This is a genomic window from Plantactinospora sp. BB1 (assembly GCF_003030385.1).
GTDB lineage: Bacteria > Actinomycetota > Actinomycetes > Mycobacteriales > Micromonosporaceae > Plantactinospora.
The window spans coordinates 8,327,576-8,350,000 of the sequence record NZ_CP028159.1 but is presented as its reverse complement, the minus strand read 5'-3'; the positions used below and the strand labels follow the sequence as shown (position 1 = coordinate 8,350,000).

Sequence of the window (22,425 nt, the reverse complement as noted above, 5' to 3'; positions counted from 1 at the left end):
GGGGTGGGGGGGTGGGGCGGGGGGGGGGGGGGGGGGAGGGGGAGGGGGAGGGGGGGGCGGGGGGGGGGGGGGGGGGGGGGGGGAGGGGGGGAAAGGGGGGGGGGGGGAAGGAGGGGGAGGAGAAGGAGAAGAAGGACAGGGAAGGAGGAGGAAAGAAGGGAGGAAAAGAGGAGGAGGAAAGAGCAAGCGATAAAGAAGAAGCGGAAGGAGGAAAGACAGAAAGGGAAGAAAAAGAACGGGAGAAAACGGAGGGGAAGGACGGGACAGAGGGACAGGGGCTCCACCCCCAACAACTCCACCCACCCCCCCCCCCACCCCCTCTCCTTCCCCCCCCTCTTCCCCTCTCACCCCCCCTCCTCCTCCTCCCCCTCCACCCCCCCCCCCTCCTCCCCCCCCTCCTCCTTCCCCTTCCCCCTCCCCTCCGCCCCCGCCCGCCCCCCCCCCACCCCCCCCCCCCTCCCCCCCTCCCTCCCCCCCCCCCCCCCCCCCCCCCCCCCCCACCCCCCCCCCCTCCCCCCCCCCCCCCCCCCCCCCCCCCCCCCCCCCCCCCCGTCCCCCCCCGCCCCCCCCCCCCCCCCCCCACCTCCCCCCCCCCCCCCCCCCCCTCCACCCCCCCCCCCCCCCCCCCCCGCCCCTCCCCCCCCCCCCCCACCCCCCGCCCCCCCCCCTCCCCGCCCACCCCCCACCCCGCGCGCCTCCCCACACCCCCCCCCCCCCTCCCCCCGCCCCCCCCCCCGCCCGCGCCACTCCCGCGCAGGCTGAGGGCGGGCGGGTCGGGCGGTGGGGGCGGTGGCGCTGCGTGTGGGTGCGTGGGGTGGGGCGGGCGAGGGAGGGGGCGCGGGGGGGTGGAGGGCGGGCCGCGGGGGGGCGGGGGGGGGGGGGGGGGGGGGGGGTGGGCGCGGGGAGGGGGGGGGGGGGGGTGGGGGGGGGAGGGGGGGTGGGGGGGGGGGTGGGGTGGGGGGTGGGTGGGGGGGGGGGGGGGGGGGATGGGGGGGGGGGGGGGGGGGTGTGGTGGCGGGGGGGGGGGGGGGGGGGGTGGGGGGGCGGGGGGGGGGGGGGGTGTGGGGGTGGGGGGGGGGGGGGGGGGTGCGGGGGGGGGGGCGGGGGGGGGGTGGGCAGGGTAGGGAGGGGGGGGGAGTGGGGTGGGGTGGCGGGGGCGGGGGGTGGGGGGGGCGCGGAGGAGGTGAGCGGGTGGGGGGGCGGGGACGGGGGGGCGGGGGCGCGGGGCTACGGGTCCCAGGCTCACCACGCCGGTACCGCCCCGCGCCCGCTCCCCGCCCCGGGCCAGCGCCACGACCCCCGCGTGCGGCCCCCCCCCGTACGCGTGGCCGCCCTCCCCGCCGATCCCCCCCCTCCGACCGAACCTCACCCACCCGACCCGCGCCTCCCGCCTCTTCCTCCCACGGCCCCGCACCGCCAGCGCCACCGCCCGCCCCCCCCCCCCCGCGCCCCCCCCCCCCCCCCCGCCACCCCCCCACCCCCCCCCCCCCGTCCCGGCTCTGGACCCCGAACACCCCGGCGCCGCAGGTTCCGCTCCCCGGCGCCCTGCCCGCCCCAGCTCCGCAGCTGCACTCCCGCCGGCCCCAGCCCCCCAGCCCCGTGCCGCCGCCGTGCCCCTCCTCCCGAGACACCCCCACGCCCCGCCCAAGTCCCAGTCCAGCCACACCGGCCCACATCCGTACGCCGCCCACGCAACAGCCCCCCACCATCCCTCGGCGAGGGGGTGGGGCTGCTGGCGGAGCAGGTGGGGGTGGGGGGGGGGGGGGGGGGGGGGGGAGGCGGCGGGGGGGCGTGTTGTGGGGGTGGTGGGCGCGGGGGGGGGCGGGCGGTGTTGCGCTGGGGCGGTGGCGGTGGGGGGGGGCCGGGGGGGGGGGGGGGCGGGGGCGGTGGGGGGGGTGGGGGGGGGGGGGGGGGGGGGGCGGGGCGGGGGGGGGGGGCGGGGGGGGGGGGGGGGGGGGGGGGGGCGTGGGGGGGGGGGGGGCGGGGGCGGCGGGGCGGGGGGACGGGGGGGTGGGCGGGGCGGGTGCGAGTCGGTGAGCAGGAGGGGAGGGGGCGGGGCGAGGCGGACGGTGACGGTGTGTGGGGGGCGGGGGGAGGGAGGGGAGGGGATGGTGGGGGAGCCGGGCGGGGGGAGCAGGTGGGGGCTGCGGGGGGGGAACCGCGTGGGGTCGGCGACGGTGGGCGGTGCGAGTGGTAGGTGGGTGGGGGGGGCGGAGGACGGGGGGTGTGTGGGGCCGGGGTAGGCGCTGAGTGGGGGCGTGCAGGTGGGGGTGGGCGTCGGGAGCAGAGACGGCTAACGGCGGCACCAGTGGGCACGGCTCGGGAGGAACAGCTTGACGCGCGGGTGGGTTGCTCACGGCCGGGAGGGTGGGGGACGTCGACTGCGGTGCGAGGTCGGCGCGAGTGGGCCGGGGGGGGGGGCGGCCGGCGGGGGGGCGGGGGTGGTGGGGGGGACGGTGGGAGAGGTGGGGGCGGGTGGGGAGCCGGGGAGCGGGGGCGGGGAGACGCAGCAGGAGGGACTGGAGGGTGGCGGCGGCGAAGCGGTTGTGGGCGGCGGCGGAGCGCAAGGCGGGGAGGTCCAGGCGGGCGGGGGGCGGCACCGCCGAGTCGAGCGCGGCGAGCAGAGTCAGGGCGATGTAGGACGGGGCCAGCGCCCGGCCCGCCCAGAGCCGCAGGAGGATGGGGTGTGGAGGTGTGGGGTGCCGGTGGGGGAGGTTGTGGGCGGAGCCAGGGGGTGGGGCGGGGGGAGGCGGAGAAGGGGTAGGAGGACGAGTAGGAGGGGGGAGAGGGGGGGGAGGAGCGGACAGGGAGGGGGGACGGGGACGGGGAGGGGGGGGAGAAGATGGAGGGGGGGGAAGGGGGGGGGGAGGTGGGGGTGGGGAGCGGGAGGGGTGGGGGGGTGGGGGGGGGGGGGGGTGGGTGGGGGGAGGGGGGGGGGGGGTGGGTGGGGGGGGGGGGGGGGGGGAGGGGGGGCGGGCGGCCAGGGGGGCAGGGGGGTCGAGCGGGGCGATTGGGGGCGCGGGGGGTGGGAGGGAGCGGGTGGAGGCGGGAGTCAGGGGTGTAAGCGGATGGGGACGGCGAGAGGTGGGCGGCGGTGCGCAGACTGAGCGACGTCTAGGGGGTCTGCGTGGGGGGGGGCGCGGGGGCGCCGGGCCTGTGTTGCCTGTGCGTGTGTTGTCATTCGTGCTTCAGTGTGTTAGTCTTGTGTGCTGAACTGTGGAGTGCGATGAGGTTACACATGGTCTGCGTGTGCTTACGTATTAGATTTTTATAAGGGCCAGTTTCACCGGCGACCCCGACCGGCACCGGGTCCCCGTTCGGGTCCAGCACCAGCACCCGCAGGTTGGCCAGGGGCGGCCGATCGGCACCCGGGCGGTCGGCAGGGCCGGGGCGTAACGGCTGGCTCCTATACACCTCTTCGGGCCCACGGGACAGGCAGGAATCCTGGAAGCCGGCTTCTGGCTGAAAAAAAAAAATACGTGAACAAAGCACAAAGAGAAAGAGGACGCAGCGTGTAACGCGAGAGAGCGCGGGTGGCTAGACACACGGGCGGGGGACATAGCACAGTAGCTCACGACAGTGCTTGTGGCCGCGCTTTCGGTGGTCGGTGGGCGTGGTGCCGCGGGCGCGTCAGCGCCGTGCTCGGCATGGTCAGCCGGGGTAGGGGCTGGGTGTGCGCGCTGTGGCGGGCGCTGGCGCTGCGCGGCGGGGGCGGGGCGGGGGGGGGGGGGGTGGGGGGCGGGGTGGGGGGGGGGGGGGGGGGGGGGGGCGTGGGGGGGGGCGGGGCGGGGGGGGGGGGGCGGGGTGGGGGGGGGGGGGGGGGGCGGGGGGGCGGCGGGCGGGGGGGGGGGCGGGGCGGCGCGGGGGGGGGGGGGAGGCCGGGCTGGGGGGGCGGGCGCGGGGGGACGGGTGCCGGCTGGCAGGGGTGGCGGAAGTGGAGGGGGTGGTGATGGGGGCGCTCCGGGGGGGGGGCTGGAGGAGCTGGCGGGCGGGGGGCGGGGGGCGCGGGGGCGGCGGGGGGGGGGTCGGGGGGCGGTTGGAGTGGCGGTAGAACGGCGGCGGCGTACGCGTGCGCGCGTGCTGTCTGCGCTGGAGGCGCACGTGCTGGGTGGTGCGCGGCTCCGGTCTCGCCGGCGTCGCTGGGGGCCGGTGCCGTGGTTCGGTGGGAGGGGGGTGCGCGTCGCTGGCGAGCTCGGCGTGCGTGCCCTGGCTGTCCGCGAGGTGCTGCGCGGGGTCCCCGGTGACGCGCGCGTGTCTGGTGGAGCGCTGGCCGGCGCGCCGCGTTGGCCGGGCTGGGCGGGCGGCTGGTGGCCGGGCCAGCCCCTCTGCCCCGCGGGATCGGGCGGCCTGGGCGGCCTGGTGAAGCCCTCCCGCCCTTGGCGGGGCCTGCCCGTGCGGTTCTTCTTGGTCTGGCGGTGCCGCCGCCGCCGGGCACCGCCCTTGTCGCGGTGGCCCTGCCCCGCAACGCCCTGCCCCGCCTTTTTCGCCCGGGCACTCCGGCCCGGCGGGAACGACGGCCCGGCGACCTCACGGTGGTCCAGCACAACCTCAGCGACTATCTCTACCCGTGGACCTCCCCCCCGTTCGCCCTCGCCGACCACCCCCTCCCGCCCGTCTACGTTCACGATCCCGCCGCCGTCCCGCCCGTCGCGCCTCTCTCCGCCGCCCTCTCCCGGGTCGCCCAGCTGCTCCCCTCCCCCGTCCACCCCCCTCCCTCGCCTGACCACTCCCCCCCCCGCTCGCTCCTTCTTCTCCCCCCCCCCGACCCCCTCTCCCCCCCCCCCTCCCCGCCCCCCCCCCCCCCCCCCCCCGCCCCCCCCCCCCCGCTCCCCCGCCCCCCCCCCCCCCCCCCGCCCCCGCCCCCCCCCACCCCCGCCCCCCCGCCCCTGCACCCCCCCCCGGCCCCGCCCCGCCGCTCGCCCCGGCCGCCCCCGCCCGCGCCCCCCGCCCGCCCCCCAGCCCCCCCGCGCCGTCTACCCACCCGGCGCGTGCCCCCGGGTCGGCCGCCGCCGCCCCCGGCCGCGCCCCCCGGCTCAGGAGACCGGTCCGTGGGCGCAGGTGGGACGGTGGGTGACGGGGGGGTTGGCCCGAGGGGGCGCGCTGCGCGCCGCGAGGAGGCCGGGCGGGCGGGGGGGGGGGTGGGGGGGCGGGGGGCGGGGGGGCGGGGGGGCGGGGGGGGGGGGGGGGGGAGGGGGAGGGGGAGGGGGGGGGGGGGGGGGGGGGGGGGTGGGGAGGGGGGGGGGGGGGGGCGGGGTGGGGGGGGGGGGGGGGGGGGGGGGGGTGTGGGGGGGGGGGGGGGGGGCGGGGGGGCGGCGGGCGGGGGGGGGGGGGGGGGTGGTGGGTGGGGGCCGCGGGCGGGGGCAGGGGGGAGGGGTGGCGGGGGTGGTGGCGACGGGGGATCGGACCGTGAGCGGGGTGGGGGACGGGGGCGTGACGCGGGGGGACGGGGGGGTGGTGGAGGGGGCGGGTGTGGAGGAGGCGACGCTGGCGGGGGGCTGACGGCCCGCGGAGACGATTCAGGGGCCAGAGCCCGTTGGACTGCTACTGTCCTGGCGACGCCCGACAGAGGCGTCGCGGCGGTAGCCCAACGGACTGACTGGCGTCAGGGGTGGGTGTGGGCGCGTGGCGATGCGTGCGTGAATGATGCGCAGACACCAGGGAGTCAAACCAGGAGGATCGTCGGCAGCGTCAGATGGGTATAAGAGACGGGACCACGGTCCCTCGGGTCCCCGGCGCCGGGCCGGGGACCCGAGGGACCGTGGTCAGGCGGCGTCGTCGGCCTTGCCGAGTCGCCAGTAGCCCATGAAGGCCACCGACTGGCGGTCTGGCTCTTCTACACATCTCCGAGCCAACCAGACAGGCAGAAAACTCGTATGACGTCTGCGGCGAGAAGGAAACAACAGGCAAAATAGACTCCAAAGCACGTCATCGCGGAAATGGAGACAGCGTGACAGCGCCCAGAGCGTCCAGGTCGAAGGTGCGACAAGCGATAACCAGAGCACTTACGATGGTGGGGGTGGAGGTGTGGGTGGGGCTGGGGGGGCGTGGGCGTGGGGGTGTCGTGGGGGGGGCAGGTTCCGGGTGGGGCGGCGACCTGCGCGGGTACGGGGGGGTGGGGCGGAGGGGGGCGGGGTGCGACGGGGAGGTGCGGCGGGGGCGGCGGTGGGGGGGTGCCGGGGCTCGCAGGGGGGGGGGGCGGGGGGGGGCGGGTGGGGGGGGGGGGGGGGGGGTAGGGGTGGGGGGGGGGGGGGGCGGGGCGGGGGGGGGGGGGGGGGGGCGGGGGGGGGAGGGGGGGGGGGGTGGGGGGGTGGGGGGGGGGGGGGGTGGGGGGGTTGGGGGGGGGGGGGGGGGGGGGGTGGAGGGGGGGGTGGGGGGGGGGGGGCGGGGGGGGGGGGGCGGCGGGGGGGGGGGGGGGGGCGGGGGCGGGGTGGGGGGGGGGGGGGGGGGCGGCGCGGGGGGCGGGGAGGGGGGGGGCGGGGGCGGGGAGGGTGTGGGCCGGTCGAGGCGATGTGCGCGGTCAGGGGGGGGGGCTGGCGGGAGTGGGTGAGGGCATCGTCGGGGTGGGGAGGTGGGGAGTGGGCTGTGGGCAGGGTTGGGGTGGTGTGGAGGGGGGGTGGGTGGAGGCCGTGGGGGACAGGGGGGAGGTGGGGGGGGCGGGGCGGGGGGGGGTGGGCGGGGGGGGGGGGGGGGGTGGAGGGGGGGGGGGGGGGGTGGGGGGCGGGGGGGGGGGGGGGGTGGGGGGGGGGGGGGGGCGGGGGCGGGGGGGGGGGGGCGGCGGGTACCGGGCCGCGCGGCGCGGCGGCGTGCGCGGGGTGCCCGGCGACGGGGGCGGGGGCCACGGCCGGCCTGACGGCGGGCGGCGCGAGGGGGGCGTAGAGGTCGCCGCCGGCCGCGTTGCCGTCGGCCCGGGAGTCGTGGCGGGCGGCGATGCGGAGCGGCGGCAGGTCGGGGAGGTGCTGCGGCAGCATGCTGGGCTGGAGCAGTTGGAGGGCGGTATGAGGAGGGGCGGGAAGGGAGTGGTGGGAAGGGTAGTGAGGAGACAGCGGGTGGAGGAGGTGGGAGGGGCAGGGGAGATGGCGGAGGGTGAGCGGGGGAGGGTCGAGCTGATGCGGGAGGGGGAACTGAAAGGCGGGAGGGAGGGGGGGGGGGGGAAAGGGCCGGTGGAGTACGGGCAGTGGGTGGGCGGGGAGGGGGGGGGGCGGCGGGGGGGGTGGGGGGTGGGGGGGGGCGGGGGGGGGGGGGGGGCGGAGGGGGGGGGGGGGGGGGGGGCCGGGGGGGGGGGGGGGGGGGCGGGGGGGGGGGGGGGGGCGGGGGGGCGCGGGGGGGGGGGGCGGCGGGGGTGAGGCGGGGGACCGGGGGCTGGAGGCGGGCGCGGAGGGGGTGGGACTGTTGGGGCGGGGCCGGGGTGGGCAGCGCCGGGTGCAGGATCGCGGTGTGCCGGACCTGGACGGGGGCGGTGGGGAGGAGTTGGGTGGGGCCTGCACCGCCTCGACCTGCCACACCGCGCCGTTGCGGCGGGTACGGCCGCGCCGCCCGATGAAGCCGGGCAGCCGGTCCCGGTGGTCGGCACCGACCCCCAACCGGTCCAGCCCGGCCGCCGCCCCCCGCCGCAGTCCGTCCAGCACCAGCCCGGCCCCCTTCCCCCCGCCGAGCCGGGGCCAGGTGACCGCCGCGGCGCAGCCCCCCCGGGCGGCCGCGTGCGAGGTCTCCTCGGTGGCGACCGAGGGGAGCCGGCACCAGGACGGCCGGGCGCCCCCCGCCCCCGGTGCCCGCGTCCCATCCCGCGACACCCGCCCCCCCACCCCCGTTCCGGCTCCCCTGCCCGCCAAGCCCGTCTTCCCCCACGACCACGACCTCCGGCTCCCCCCCCAGCAGTCCGCCCCACCTCTACTCCCCACCCCGCCCGCGAGGCACTCCGACCCGCTCCCCCCAGCCCCCCCAGCCTCCCCACCCCCAGCGACCCTCGGTACGGCGAGGTGCTCATCGAGCTCCCCGGCGTGGCCACCGACCAGCCCTCCGACGCCGGCTCGCGCCTGCTCCTCGCCGTCGCCCCCCACGCCGAGCCCCGGGCCGCCGACGCCGCCCCGCTCCGCAGCGCTCGTCCGCCCCCTCCGCCCCACCCCGCCCCCCGCTCTCCCCCCCTCCCCGCGTCCCCGCCCCCCGCCCCCGGCCGCCCCGCGCCCCCCCACCCCCCGCCCCCCCCCCCCCCGCCCCCCCGCCCCCACCCCCCCCCGCCCCACCCCCCCCCGCCCCACCCCCCCCGCGCCCCTCCCGCCGCCCGCTCCGCCCCACCCCCCCTCCGCTCACCCCGACCGCCCGCCCCCCCTCCCCGATCCCGCTCCCTCACCCGCCCGACCGCCCGGCACGCCCCCCTCCCGGCCCGCGCACCCCTCGCTCCCGCCCCCCCCCCGCCTCCTCCCCCCGGCCCCCTTCCGCCACCACCGCCACGCCGCTATTAGTGCGTGCTCTGTGTGGGTATGTCGCTGTGTCGATATGCTTTATGTGCTGTTCTGCCACTAGTTCTCTGTTGCTGGTACTTCACACGCCTTTGCTAGCTGGTTTGTTTTTTTTATTGAGCGGGCGCCCACCGAGATCTACCAAAGGGGTACCGTCGGCGGGGTCGATGGTGATAAAGGGACGGGGCCGGCCCCGGCGTACCTGGAGGCCGTGACCGGCGGCGGTGGCCCGCATGGCCTGCCAGCGGGCCTCGCTGGCCAGGAGCGTTCCGGGCCGGAGACGTAGACGATGTCGCGGTGCCCGCCTATACCCATCTAAGACGTGAAAGAAGTACAAGTAGGTCAAATAAGATGCCATGAAAATGATGTAGATAGAACGAGAACAGATAGTAGACTAAGGAGCACAGAAGTAACGGACGAAGCAGAACTCTGACCCGTCTCCACTAAATTGATCATCATCAATCGCTTGAGCGCAGTCTGAACTGACGATGACTCGATGGTGGCAGGCCCTCTTTCCCCTTCTCACGGCCCTCATGCTCTTTATTCTCCTCGCCGTCTCCCAGGCCCCCCCGCCCGTCTCCCCCCCCCCCCCCCCCGGCCCCCCCCCCCCCGCCACCCCCCGCCCCCCCCCCCCCTCCCCCCACCCCCCCCCCCCCCCCCCGCCCCCCCCCCCCCCCCCCCACCCCCCCCCCCACCCCCCCCCCCCCGCCCCCCCCCACCCCCCCCCCGCCCCCCCCCCACCCCCCCCCGCCCCCCCCCCCCCTCCCCCCCCCCGCCCCCCCCCCCCCCCCGCCCCGCTCCCCCCCCCCCCCCCACCTGCCCCCGCCCCCTCACCCCCCCCCCCCCCCCCTGCGCCCGCCTCTCCCCGCCCCCCCCCCTCCCCGCCTCGCCCTCCGCCGCCCCCCCACCCCCCCCCTCGCGCGGGGCGGCGGGGAGTAGGGCTGGGGGGGGGGCGCGGGGCGGGGCGGGCGGGGGGAGCCGGGCGCGGAGGGGGCGTGCGTGATGGCCAGCCCGTCCGGGTGGTGGGGAGAGCGGTGGTGGCCGAGGCCGTCGGGGGGGGTGGGGGGGGGCGGGGGGGTGGGGGCGGGTGGGGGGGGGGGGGGGGGGAGGTGGGGGGGGGGGGGGGGGGGGGGGGGGGCGGGGAGGGGGGGGGGGGGGGGCGGGGGGGGGGGGGGGGGGGGGGTGGGTGGGGGGGGGGGGGGAGGGGGGGGGAGGGGGGGAGGGGGGGGGGGGGGGGGGGGCGTGGAGAGGAGGGTGGAGGGGGAAGTACAAGGGGGAGGGAAGGAGGCGGGAGGGGGCGGGGGGGGGGGCGGGCGAGGGGGGGAAGGAGAAGGTCACGTAAAGGGGGGCGGGGACGCTGGGGGGGGTCGCGTTGATAACAGCGGTAGGCGGCTGGGTGCCGGGGAAGTACCCCTGACCCCGCTCGCCGACGCCGACCTGCGGCTCAGCACCGCCTTCCGGCACGTCTCCGCCAGCCTGCTCGCACCGTTCCCCCACACCCCCCCGGCGCACGTGCTGGCCGCCTCGCGGGGCCGGCCCACCCCCGTGCCCACCTGACTGCGGCCGGCCCCCCGGGTCCTCCCGCCGCCCCGCCCCCCCCCCCCCCGGCCCCCGCCCCCCCCCCCCCCCCCCCCCCGCCCCCCCCCCCCCCCCCCCCCCGCCCCCCGCCCCCCCCCCCCCCGCCCCCCCCCCCCCCCGCCCGCCCCCCCCCCCCCCCCCCCCCCCTCCCCCCGCCCCCCCCCCCCGCCCCCCCCGCCCCCGCCCCCCCCCCCCCCCCCCCCCCCCCCCCCCCCCCCCCCCACCACCCCCCGCCCGCCCACCCCCCCCCCCCCCGCCCCCCCCCCCGCCCGCCCCCCCCCCCGCCCCCCCCACCCCCCCCCCCCCACCCCCCCCCCCGCCCGCCCCCTTATTTCCTTCTCTTCCCCCGCCTTCTTTTCGTTCCTTTCCTTTCTTTCCTCTCTTCCCTCCCCCCTCCTCTACTCCATCCCTCTCCTTCCTTTCTCTCTCCTTCTCTCCCTTTTTCTTCTCCCCCCCTTCCCCCTTCTTCTTCCCTATCCCCCCTCCCCCTCCCCCACCGCCTTTCTCCTCGCCCCCCTCCCCCCCCCCCCCCTCCCCCCCCCCACCCCCCCCCCCCCCCCCCACCCCCACCCCCCGCCCCCCCCCCCCCCCCCCTCCCCCGCCCCCCCCCCCCCACCCCCGCCCCCCCGCCGGCCCCCACCCGCCCACCCCGCACCCCCGCACTCCCGCGGCCGCCCCAGCCACCCCCCCCCCCGCCACCCCGCCACACACACCTCGCGCCACCAGCCACACACCCCCACCCGCTGCACCCCGCCTCCCGCCCCACCCCCACCCCGACCCGCACCGCCCACCGCCGCCGCCGCGCCCCGGCCGCCCCGCGCCTCGACGCCTGAAGTTTTAAACCTGCCATCTTATTTCTCGCTATCGACCAGGCCGCGGACAAACGCACGCTGCATGGCTAAAACAATGACTACGGGTGGGATAAGGGTGAGCAGCATCGCCGCCATCACCTGGTTCCAGAGGGTGGTGCCTTCGCCGGTGGCGATCATGCCTTTGATGCCCGCCACGGCGGTGCCGAGGTTAACGTCCTGAATAATCAGCAGCGGCCACAGGTACTGGTTCCAGCCGTAGATAGAGGTGATCACAAACAGCGCTGCGAGGTTGGTTTTCGACAGCGGCAGAACGATGTCGCGGAAGAAACGGATCGGCGACGCGCCGTCGATGCGCGCCGCTTCAATCAGCTCGTCCGGCAGAGTCATAAAGAACTGGCGGAACAGGAAGGTGGCGGTCGCCGAGGCCATCAGCGGCAGGGTTAAGCCCGCGTAGCTGTCGAGCATCTTCAGGTTGGCGATCACCTCCACCGTCGGGAAGATACGTACTTCCACCGTGGGCGGGGCGTGGCGTGTGGTGTGGGAGGGCAGGGGGTGGGTGGGCGGTGGCGGGGGTAGGGGGGGCGTGAGGGGAGGGTGCGGGTGGGGGAGCGGGGGGGAGGGAGGGGGGGTGGGGAAGGCGGGAGGGGGGGGTGGAGGCGGGGGTGGCGGGGGTGGGGGGCGGGGGGGTGGGGGCGTGGCGGGGGGGGGGGGGGGGGGGGGGGGGCGGGGAGGCGGGGGGGGGGGGGGTGGGGGAGGGGGGGGGGGGCGGGGCGGGGGGGGGGGGGGGGGCGGGGGGGGGGGTGGGGGGGGGCCGGCCGAGGGCGGGGAGGGGGGTGGGTGGCCGGGAGGGGGACCCGGAGGGGGGGTTGCGGGGGTGGCGGGGGGGCTGCTCGGCGGAGGCGCGGGGGGGGGGGGGGTCGGGGGGGAGGAGCCGGTTGGGGTCGGCCAGCAGCGGGGGGGGGACGCAGCGCGGCGGGGGGTGCGCGAGATCGGGCGGCCGGGGGGCGACCAGGGCGGTGTAGAGCATCCTGTTGGGCCCTGAAGGAACACCTGGGAGGTTGGTTCCTGAGTGGCTGTGGCGGGATTTCGGGCACGTGTGTATGCACGGCAAGCCGTGCCGCATATACCGCCGGCGGTTGGCGGGGTTGCGCGGCGTGGTGGGGTTGGGGTGGGGCGTTTGGTCAGAACTGCGCAGGGGCAGCGCGCCGCGTTGGGGGCACGTTGTACGGGGCGGACGGGGCTGTGCGGTGCGGGGTGTGGAGCGGGGCGCAGGTGGCGATGCGGATCCCGAGGGCGACGGGGGGGTGCGAGATGCTGGGGCGTGAGGTGGTTGGTGACAGAGGCCGGTGCGGAGGGAGGTTGAGTGTGCAGCGCGGGGTGCCGGAGGTGGGGCGCGCGGGGCGCGGGCGCGCGGCCGGGGGGGGTTCGGCATCCCCTGCCGGGCCGACCGCCACCGCGCGCGCGGCGACCGCCGCGCTGATCGGCATCGCACCGGCACCCGGGGCCGGGCGGGGGGAGGGACCGCGGCACCGCCGGCCCGGAGCATCGGCACGGTCACCCGCAGGTCTGGGGCGGACGGGCCCGCCGGGCCGCCGTGCCGGCGCACCATCCCGCGTCCGAACCCGCCCCCGCCGAGGAGCAGCCCGGAGACGAACTCGCCGGAGGCGGACGCGTCGACCTCCACCTCGCCGCCGACCACCCGCCCGGCGCCCCGCGCGGTCAGCGGCAGGCTGGCGGCCGGGGGGGGGGCGGGGCGGGCGGGGGGGGGGTGGGGGGGGTGGGACGGGGCGGGGGGGGGGGGGGGGCGGGGGCGGGAGCGCCGGGCCGCTGGCGGCGGTTAGACGCGGTGTAGGCGCGTGGCAGGGGGCCGCGGCCGGGGGGGTCGGAAGGAGTGGGTCGGGGGCGGCGGGGGACCGGCGCGGGGAATGTCGGGCGGTCGGCGGCGGTGAGATCGGCCTGGGACCCGGGGTGGCGGGAACGGTCCCAGACCGTGAACCCGATGGCGTGTGTTGGGTGTTGTTCCGCGCCCAGCACCGCCACCCGGAGCAACCCCGACCCGTCGCCCGGCTCCTGCCCGACACAGGCCGGCCAGACCAACGAGGCGGAGCCGCCGCACTTCACCGCCCCGTCCAGGGCCCCGCCCCGCAGCGCCGCATCCGTCGCCAGCAGCTGCTCCCCCCGCAGGCCCGGCCGCGGCCCCCCCCCGCCGCCGCCCCCCCCCCCCCCCCCCGCCCCCCCCCCCCCCCCCCCCCGGCCCCCCCCCCCCCCCCCCCGCCACCCCCCCCCCCGCCCCCCCCCCCCCCCCCTCCCCCCACCCCCCCCCCCCCGCCCCCCCACCCACCCCCCACCCCACCCCCCCCCCACCCCCCCCCCCCGCCGCCACCCCCCCCCGCGCGCCACACACGGACGCCCCGCCACGGCCCACCCCCTCCCACGAACACGCACACGCCCTCACCCCCCGTCACCCCCACACCCCCCACGCGCAGACCACACACACACAACACACACACACGCCCGACCCACCACACACACACGCTTACCGGCTTCGACTTCCCGGCCGTCGACGACCGTTCCCTGCCCGTCGGCGGTGCCGATCGCGGCGTGGGACGCGCAGCCGACGGTCCTCCCGCTCGGGGCGTCCCCTGACCGCTCGCCGACCGACCGGGCCCCCGCCCGGTAGCAGTGGCCGTCGTCGGCGTCGTCGCCCGCCCCCCCCCCGGCCTCGCCCCCCCCCCCCGCGCCGCCCCCCCCCCCCCCCCCGCCCGCCCCCCCCGCCCCGCCCCCCCCCCCCCCCCCCCCCGACCCCCCCCACCCCCCCCCCCACCCCGCCCCCGCCCCGCCGGCCTCACTGCGTGCCGCCGAGCTCGCTGCCCCACCCGCCCCGCACGTCCTCGCGCAACCGCTCCCTGTCGCCGCCCCTCTCCTCGATCCGCATCCCCGCGCCACGGGCCCCCGGCTCATGCCGCCCGCCGACCGCACCCACGCCCTCCGCCCCCGTCCGCCCGCACCACCCCCTCGCGTCGCACCCCCCCTCGGCCCGCGCCACCACCAGCCGCGACGCGTTCGCCCCACTTCTCCCTCTCTACCTCACCCCTATCCTTCTCCCCGCCCACACCTACGCCGTCTCCCTCTCCTTCGCCGCCGACCTCCTCCTCGACGCTCTTCTCGCCGCGCTGCTTCCGCCCGCCTAGCTCCCCCTGGTCCTTCTCCTCCCCGCCCACGCCCCCCCCCCCCCCCCCCACACCCCCCCCCCCCCCCCCGCCTCCCCCCCCCCCCCCCCCCCCCACCCCCCCCCCCCGCCCCCCCCTCCCCCCCCCCCCCCCCCCACCCCACCCCCCCCCCCCCCCCCCCCCCGCCCCCCCCACCCCACCCCCCCACCCCCCCCCCCCCCCTCCCCGCCCCCCCCCCCCCCGCCCCCCCCCCACCCACCCCCCACCCCACCCCCCCCCCACCCCCCCCCCTCCCCACGACCGACACCCATCACCATCCACCGGTGCCAACCCACTCCACTCCGCACCCCACGCATCAACGCACAGCCACCCTGCTCACGACACTGGCAACTCGACCCGTCCCCGTGCCGTGCCCCCCCAGTCCGGTCGCCCGTCGCCGGCTGCCGCCCCTCCACCCCCACCCGAGCTCCGCGGCCGCCGCGGCCCCCGCCCCACCGACCCCCCCCCGCCTCCCCCCCCCCCCCTCCGCCCCCTCCCACCGCGCCACGCCCCCCCGCCCCCCCCCCCCCCCCCCCCACACCCCCCCCCCCCCCCCCACCCCCACCCCCCCCCCCCCCCCCGCCCCCCCCCCCCCCCCCCCCCCGCCCCGCCCCCCCCCCCCCCCCCCCCCCGCCACCCCCCCCCCCCCCCCCCCCCCACCACCCCCCCCCCCCCCCCCGCCCCCCCCTCCCCCCCCCCCCCGCCCCCCCCCGCGCCCCCCACCCCCCCCCCCCCGCCCCCCCCCGCCCGCCCCCCCCCCACCCCCCCGCCCCCGCCCCCCCCCCCCAGCCGCCGGCACCCCCCCACCCCGCCCCCCCCCGCCGCTCCCCGCCCGCGCCTCCCCACCCCCGGCACCCCGCGACGGCTCCCCTCCTCCCCCCCGCCCGCGCCCACGCCGCCCCCCCCCCCCACCCCCACCTCCCTCCCCCCCCCCCCCCCCTCCACCCCGCGCACCACCACCACCTTCCCGACCCCCACCCCCCCGCCCCACCCCCCCCCCCCCCCCCCCACCACCCCCCCCCCCCCCCCCCCCCCCCGCCCCCGCCCCCCCACCCCCCCCCCCCCCACCCCCCCGCCCCCCCCCCCCCCCCTCCCCCGCCCCCCCCCCCCCCCCCCACCCCCCCCCTACACCCCCCCCCCCCCCCCCCCGCCACCCCGCCCCCCCCCCCCCGCGCCCCGCCCCACTCGTTCCGCGCGCCCCCCCACCCCCCCGGGCCGCCCGCCCCCCCCGCACGCGCCCACGCCGCCCCGCCCGCCCCCCGCGGCCGGACCCACGGCCCCCTCCGCCGGCCCCCACCCGGGCGCGGCCGTTGCGCGCGATCGGCCCCGCCGGCCGGGCCCGACTCCCCGCGAGCCGCACAGCGTCCGCGCTTACCCCCGTCGTTAGCATGAGGGCTTGGCGCACGACTAGTGGACTGAGGAGGATGTGGGTAGCGCAGCGTGGGCGAAGAGTAAGAGGTGTACAAGAGGAAGAGTGGGGGCGACAGGACTTAAGAGGAGTGGGGGATCAGTCTGACTTGTATGTGAGGTGTGTGTAAGAGACAGCTGATCCCGTACGCCGTCGACTGATCGGTCATCGCACGGGGGCGCCGGCCTCGACCCCGGCGACCGAGGCGGACCAGGAGTACGGCTGCCCCTTATACACCTCTAATCCCCACTCAGCTTCAACGCAAACCCTACTTGTTTCCCCTCCTCCTCCTGTCTCCTCTACCACTTTCCCCGCACACATTCCTACAACCACCCGCCTATTACATACACTTCTTACACACCAAACCGAACTCCTAACGCATATGCCCCGTCCCCGCCCCCCAACGACCAGCTCCCGGCACCGAGCAGCCCGCGGGCGCCGTACTCCTTGGCGAACGCCCCCGCCCCCCGCACCTGGTCGCCGCCGGCCAGTCGGGCCGCGATCCCGCCCGACACCGACCACCCGGCCCCGCGCCTGCTCCGCCTCGGCACCCCCGCCCCGCGCCCCACCCGCGCCTCGCGTCCGCCCCCGCGCCCCCCGCCCGCGCCGCCCACCACCCCCCCCCCGCCCCCCCCCCCCCCCCCCCCGCCCCCGCCCCCGCCCCCCCCCCCCCCCCCCCGCCCCCCCGCCCCCACCCCCCCCCCCACCCCACCCCGCCCCCCACCCCCCCCCCCACCCCACCCCCCCCCCGCCCCCCCCCCCCCGCTCCCCCCCGCCCCCCCCCCCCCCCCACCCCCTCCCCCCCCCCCCCCCACCCCCCCCGCCCCCCCCCCCCCACCCCCCTCCCCCCCCACCCCCCCCCCCCCCCCCCCCCCCCCCCCCCGCCCCCCCCTCCCCCCCCCCACCCAGAGTGATGGGGATGTGATGAAGGCGATAGGGGAGAATGGTGAAGGGTGGCGGTGGAGGGGTAGAGCAAGAGGAGAGGAGTAGGGTGGTGGAGGACGAGTGGAATAGTGGTGAAGGAAGAGGGAGGAAGATATAATGATGACGTGGGTTCGGAGGAGTAGGGTCCGAGAGGGGGTGCTGGAGAGGAGTAGGAACATGGTGGATGGGAAGATAGAGCGAGAGGGGGAGGGGGGGGGGGGGGGAGGGGGGGGGGGGGGGGGGGGGAGGGGGGGGGGGGGGAGGGGAGGGGGGGGAGGGGGGGGGGGGTGGGGGGGGGGGGGGGGGGGGGGGAGGAGGGGGAGGGGGAAAGAAGGAGGAAGGGCGGAAGGGGGAGAGGGGGATAAGAGAAAGGAAGACGGAGGGGAATCGGAGGAGGGGAGCGGGAAGGGCCGGATGGGAACGCAGGGGGAGAGGGCAGGAAGGGAGAAAAAGAGGGGAAAGGAAAGGACAACAAGGAGAGAAAGGGAGATTGGGGGGAGGAAAGTAAGGGCTCGTCGAGGAACTGCTCCCGCGGCGCCCACTCCCCGCCGCCCTGCCCGACGTACGGGTGGTCCGTCCGCGCCGACCCGGCTGGCATCCCCTGCCCGGCCCGCCGGCCCCGCTGCCCGGCGCGGTCCCCCCCCCCGGCGGGGCACCCCGCGCCCTGGCCCCCCCGCACGCTCTGCCGCTCCCGGACCGCCACCCCCGCCCCTGCGCCCCGGCGCTGCCCCACTGCCCCCCCGGCCGGCCCACCGCCTGCCCCCCCCCGGCCCCTCACTCCCCGCCCACCTCCGACCTCCCTGCCCTTGTCACCTCCCCACACCTCCCCCCCCCGCCGAAGCGGCTGGTGTACCTCGCCTTCCTCGCCGCCCCAACCGACGTACCCCGGCCCCCGTCCCCCGCCGTACCCCCCGACCCGCGACCGCTCTTCCCCCTTACACCCTGTGCCGCCGACCCCACCGACCGCCACATCGCCCGCGCACCCTCCCCGCCCCCCCCCCCCCCCGACCCCCCCCCCCCCCCCCCCCCCCCCCCCCCCCGTACTGACACCGCCCTGCGCTCCGCGCACGACCCCGTTGTCCCGGTCGCCGTCGCCCCCCCGCGGGCGCGTCCGGCGCCGGTCCGCCCTGTCTCCCCACCCCCGTTGTCCCGCCCCACCTACATCTCCCGCCCGCTCTCCTCGATGTCCGCCGCCCACCCGGTCGCCCCGTCCACGCCCATTCCCCTCCTGCTCCGCTTCCCCCTTCTTCCCCCTCCCCTCCCCCCCCCCCCCCCTCCCCGCCCCCCCGCCCCCCCCCCCCCCCCCCCCCCCCCCCCCCCGTCCCCCCCCCCCCCCCCCCCTCCCCCCCCCCCCGCCCCCCTCCCCCCCCCCCCCCCCCGCCCCCCCCCCCTCCCCCCCCCCGCCCCGCCCCCGCCCCCCCCCGCGCCCCCCACCCCCCCCCCCCCGCCCCCCCCTCCCCCCCCCCCCCCCCCCCTCACCCCTCCACCCCCGCCCTCCCCCCCACCCCCCCCGCCCCCCGCCCCCGCCCTCGCGGCCCCACCCCCCCGCTCGGCCCCCCACACCTCCCACAGGGCGGTGGGGGGGGGGGGGGGGGGGGAGCGGGGGGGGGGGGTGGGGGGGGGGGGGTGGGGGGGCGGGGGGCGGGGGGGGGGGTGGGGGGGGGGGTGGGGGGGGAGGGGGGGCGGGGGGGGGGGGGGGTGTGGGGGTGGGGGGGGGGGGGGGCGGGGGGGGGGGGCGGGGGGGTGGGGGGGGGGGGGGGGGGGGGGGGGAGGGTGGGGGGGGGGGGGGGGGTGTGGGGGGGGGGGGTGGGGGGGGCGGTGGGGGGGGGGGGGGGGGGGGGGCGCGGGGGGGGGGGGGGGGGGGGGGGTGGGAGGGGGGGGGGGGGGGGACGCACGGGGGCGCGCGGCGGCGGGAGGGCCGCGCGGGGGGGCGCGGCGGCGCCCGGGTGGGCGCGGTGGTCGCGTCCGCGCGGGTCGGGCTGGGCGTGGGGGACGGCGGCGGGGGCGGGAAGCGGCTGGGCGGGGCGGGGCGCGGCATGCAGGAGGGTGGGAGGGGCCGGCGCACCGAGCAGGGGGTGCGGAGGGCGAAGGGCAGGTGGCTGGGGGTGAGGGTGGGACACGCGGTGTGGGCGGGGGGGGCTGTGTGACGGGGGGTGGGTGGACGGTGGCCGCGCGGGTGGGCGGGGGGCGGGCGGCGGCGGGACGGCCGGGTGGCGGTGGCGGCGTCGCGGGGTGGGTGAGGGGGGGCGAGGGAGGGGCGGGGGGTGGGCGAGGTGGGGTGGGGGGGGGGGTGGGGGGGGCGGTGGGGGGGGGGGGGGGGCGGGGGGGGCGGGGGGGGGGGGGCGGGGGGGGCGGGGGGCGGGGCGGGGGGGGGGGGGGGGGGGGGGGGGGGGGTGTGGGGGGGGGGGGGGGTGGGGGGAGGGGGGGGGGGGGCGGGGGTGGGTAGGCGGGCTGGGGGGGGAGGGCGGTGCCCGCTGGCCGGGCCGGGTCAGGCGTCGGTACCGAGGCAGGCGCCTCCTCGGTGAGGTGCCGGTCGGGGAGGCGCTGGTAGAAACGGGGCAGAGGCCACGGAACGGGTGGGGTGAGGTTGACGGTGGTCACGGTGAGAGCGGTGCCCTCGGGCATGGTGTGGAAGGGGGGGGGGGGGGGGGGGCGGGGGGGGGGGGGGTGGGGGGGCGGGAGGTGGGCGGCGGGGCGGTGGGCGCGGGGGGGGGGGCTCCTGGGCCGGGGCGCCCGGGCGTGGCGGGGGGAGGGGGTAGGAGCGGGAGGGTGTTCGGGGATGGGGCGTCGGTGATGGGGGTGGCGGGGGGGTGGCCAGCGGCGTGGGGTGGCGGGCCCTTGGCGGCCGGGGGTCGTCACGTGGGCCGGCCCCGCCAGTCCCGGGTCGGCCGAGGGCCGCGGGGTCGCCGGTCGCCCGCGGCCTCCGGGAACGGGGCCCGCGCGCAGGTTGCGGGCGCCCCGCCGGAGCGCCGGGGCGGGGAGCGGAGTGGGGCGGGTGCGCCGCGGGCGGGCCCGGTGCGGGTCGGCTCCGGCAGGGTGGCCGGGCGGTCAAGCAGGACGACGGTCGAGCCGGGCCAGCCGGGCCAGAGCTGCTCGGAGGTGAGAGCCGCCGTCGGCGGCAGCTCGTCGGCGTCGTAGCAGATGAAGACGCGGTCCGGGGGGAGCGGGAAGGATCGGGGGGTTGGGCGGTGGGCGGGGGGGGGAGCGGTAGGCGGGTGAGGGAGGAGGCCGCGACGGTGGGCAGGGGGGGAGAGCCGGGGGGGGGCTAGGCGTCGGCCGGGAGCTGGGAGAGGAGGCGGAGGGCGGGGAGACAGGGGTGGGGGGGGCGGGGTGGGGGGGCGGGGGGGCGGGGTGGGGGGGGGGGTGGGGAGGGGGGCGGGGGGGGGGGGGAGGGGGGGCGGGGGGGGGGCGGGGGGGGGGGGGAGGGGGGGGGGGGGGGAGGGGAGGGGGGGGGGGGGGGGGGGGGGGTGTGGGGGGGGGGGGGGGGGGGGGGGGAGGGAGGGGGGGGGGGGGGGAGGGGAAGGGGGGGAGAGGAGGGAGGGGGGGGAAGGGGGAGGGGGAAAGGGGGGGGGGGAGAGGGGGGGGGGAAAGGGGAAGAGGGAGGGGGAGGAGGGGGGGGGCAAGGAGGAGGTGGACGGGGGGGGAAAGGAAGGGGAGGAGGAGGAGAGGCGGAGGGGAGGAAGAAAGGAGGGAAGGGAAGGGAGCAAGAGCGGTCAAACCATGCGATCCGCATGGTCGAACCGTGCGGCGCGCGGCTGCCGGTTAAGCGGCGGCACCGACAGTCTTGAGCCATGACAGCCACCACGCCGGACACCACGGTCCGGAACCTGACTCTTATACACATCCTCGAGCCCACGAGACAGGCAGAAACACCGTAAGCTGACCGGCTGCTTCTGCTGTCTATACGACACCGGACGCTGCCTACACGGGACGCGTCGAAGTTACGGAGACCAGTATTCAGGGGGCAGGGCCGCCGGTGCCCGGTCCGCGCCATCCGTGCTGTGGGGGTAGTGGGCGTGTGGTGTGGGGGTGGGGGGGTGGTGGCGGGGACTGGTGGAGGCGGGGGTGTGGGGGGGGCGGGGGTGGGGGGTGGTGGCTGGTGGGGGGGTGCGGTGGTGGCGGTGGGGGGGGGGGGGCCGGGGGGTGGGGGGGGGGGGGTGGGGGGGTGGGGGGGGGGGGGTGGGGGGGCGGGGGGGGGGGGGAGGGGGGGAGGGGGGGGGGGGGCGCGGGGGGGGGGGGGTGGGGGGCGGGGGGGGCGGGCGGGGGGGGGCGGGGGGGGGGAGGGCGGGGGGGGGCGGGGGGGGGGGGGGGGGGGGGGGGGGGGCGAGGGGGGGGGGAGGGGGGGAGGGGGGGGGGGGTGGGGGGTGGGGGGGGAGCGGGGCGAGGGGGGGGGGCAGTGGGCGGGGCAGCGCGGCGAGGTCGGCGGCGGGCAGCGGGGGGAGGACGTGGGGGCGGGGGGGCGCGGGGGCGGCGACGTGGTGGCGCAGGGTGGCGGGGAAGAGGTCGGCGGCGTGCGGGGCGGCCAGGAGGGGGGCGCGCAGGGCCCACTGCCTGCCCCCGACCATCGCCCCCCCCGCCCCGTCGCCCGAACCCGCCGCGCCGCACCCCCCCCCCCTGACCACCGCGCCCCCCCGTGCCACCCCCCGGCGCCTACCGTCCCCCGCCGCGCCGCCCCCCGCCCCGCTCCCCGCCACGCCCCCCCCCCCGCCGCGCCGCTCCCCGCCCCCCGCCCCCTACCCCCAGCACCCCCACGCACCCCCCCCCCCCCCCCCCCCGCGCCCCGCCCTCCACCCCTCCCCCCCCGCCGTCCCCGCCGCCCCCACCCCCTCCCCCCCCACCCCGCCCCCCCCGCCCCGCCCCGGCCGCCGGCCCCCTCGCCTCCGTCCTCCCTGCCCGCCTCCGCCCCCCCCCCGGCGTCCCCCACCATGTCCCCACCCCCCCCCCCCCCCTCCCTCCCCCCCCCCCCCCCCACCCCCCCCCCCCGCCCGCCCCCCGCCCCCCCCCCCCCCCACCCCCCCCCCCGCCCCCCCCGCCCGCCCCCCCCCCCCCCCCCCCCGCCCCGCCCCCCCCACCCCCGCACCACGGCCACCCCGGTGGTGCCGTGGTGCGCGGGCGCCGCGCTCGTCTCGTCGCCGCGGGGGTCGGCCCGTGCTGGCGCTGGCGGCGGGTGGGCCGTGGCTGGGGTGGGGGCGGTGGCGGGGTGGGCGGGGGGTTGCGGGCGGGCGGGTGGGCGCGCTGCCGCCGGCTGGGGCGCGGTGGCGGCGGTGCGCGGGGTGGGGGCGGCGGTGGGGGGGGGGGGGGGGGGGGGGGTAGGGGTGGGGGGGGGGGGGGGGTGTGGTGGCGGGGGGGGGGGGGGGCGGGGGAGGGGGGGGGGGGGGGGGGGGGAGGGGGGAGGGGGGGGGGGGGGGGGGGGAGGGTGGGGGGGGGGGGGGGGGAGGGAGGGGGGGGGGGGGGGGGGCGGGTGGGGGGGGGGGGGGGGGAGGAGAAAGGAGGCAAGGGCGAGGGGGGGGGGAGCGAAGGGGGAAACGTAAAGAGGCGGCGGGACGGAGGGGGATACAGAGGGGAACACCTGGGCGCAAGAGGAGTGGACGAAGGGGTAGGAATCGCCCCCAGCGAAAGGGAACAAAGGGAACAGCCGGTAGGGTACGGAGGCGGCGGTAGTGGGAGAAGGGGAGAGGGGGGAGGTGAAGGCTGGGGAGGATGGGGGGGTGAGACGGTGGGGAGGGGACAGAGTGGGCGGGGGGCGGTGTCTGCGTGGTGCGGGTGGTGGGGGTAGCGGCGGGCGCCGGGGGCGGCGCCGCGGGTTGCGGCGGATACCGGGTGCCGACCTCGCAGGGCCGGGGCAGGTGGGTGGGGGTGGCCGGGACGGGGCGTACCGCACCGTCGAGGAGCAGGGGGCGGGGCGGGGGGCGTGGGCGTGGGGTGCGGCGGGTCGGGCTGCGGCTGGTGCGGGGGCTGCCGCGGGGGGGGGGGGCGTGTGCGCGGGTGTGCAGGGGCGGGCGGCGCGAGGTGGGCGGGCGACCCGAGTCGGTCCAGCG

At 81.2% G+C, this 22,425-nt stretch carries 1 protein-coding gene; it reads right to left on the bottom strand.

The genetic code is table 11. From position 1 onward, the window contains the following. Nucleotides 1-10,885: 10,885 nt before the first annotated feature. Nucleotides 10,886-11,359: a sn-glycerol-3-phosphate ABC transporter permease UgpE gene (gene ugpE, locus C6W10_RS36675; RefSeq protein WP_369937557.1), complete on the bottom strand. Its 474-nt coding sequence runs from the start codon at nt 11,357-11,359 to the stop codon at nt 10,886-10,888. Nucleotides 11,360-22,425: the final 11,066 nt, after the last annotated feature.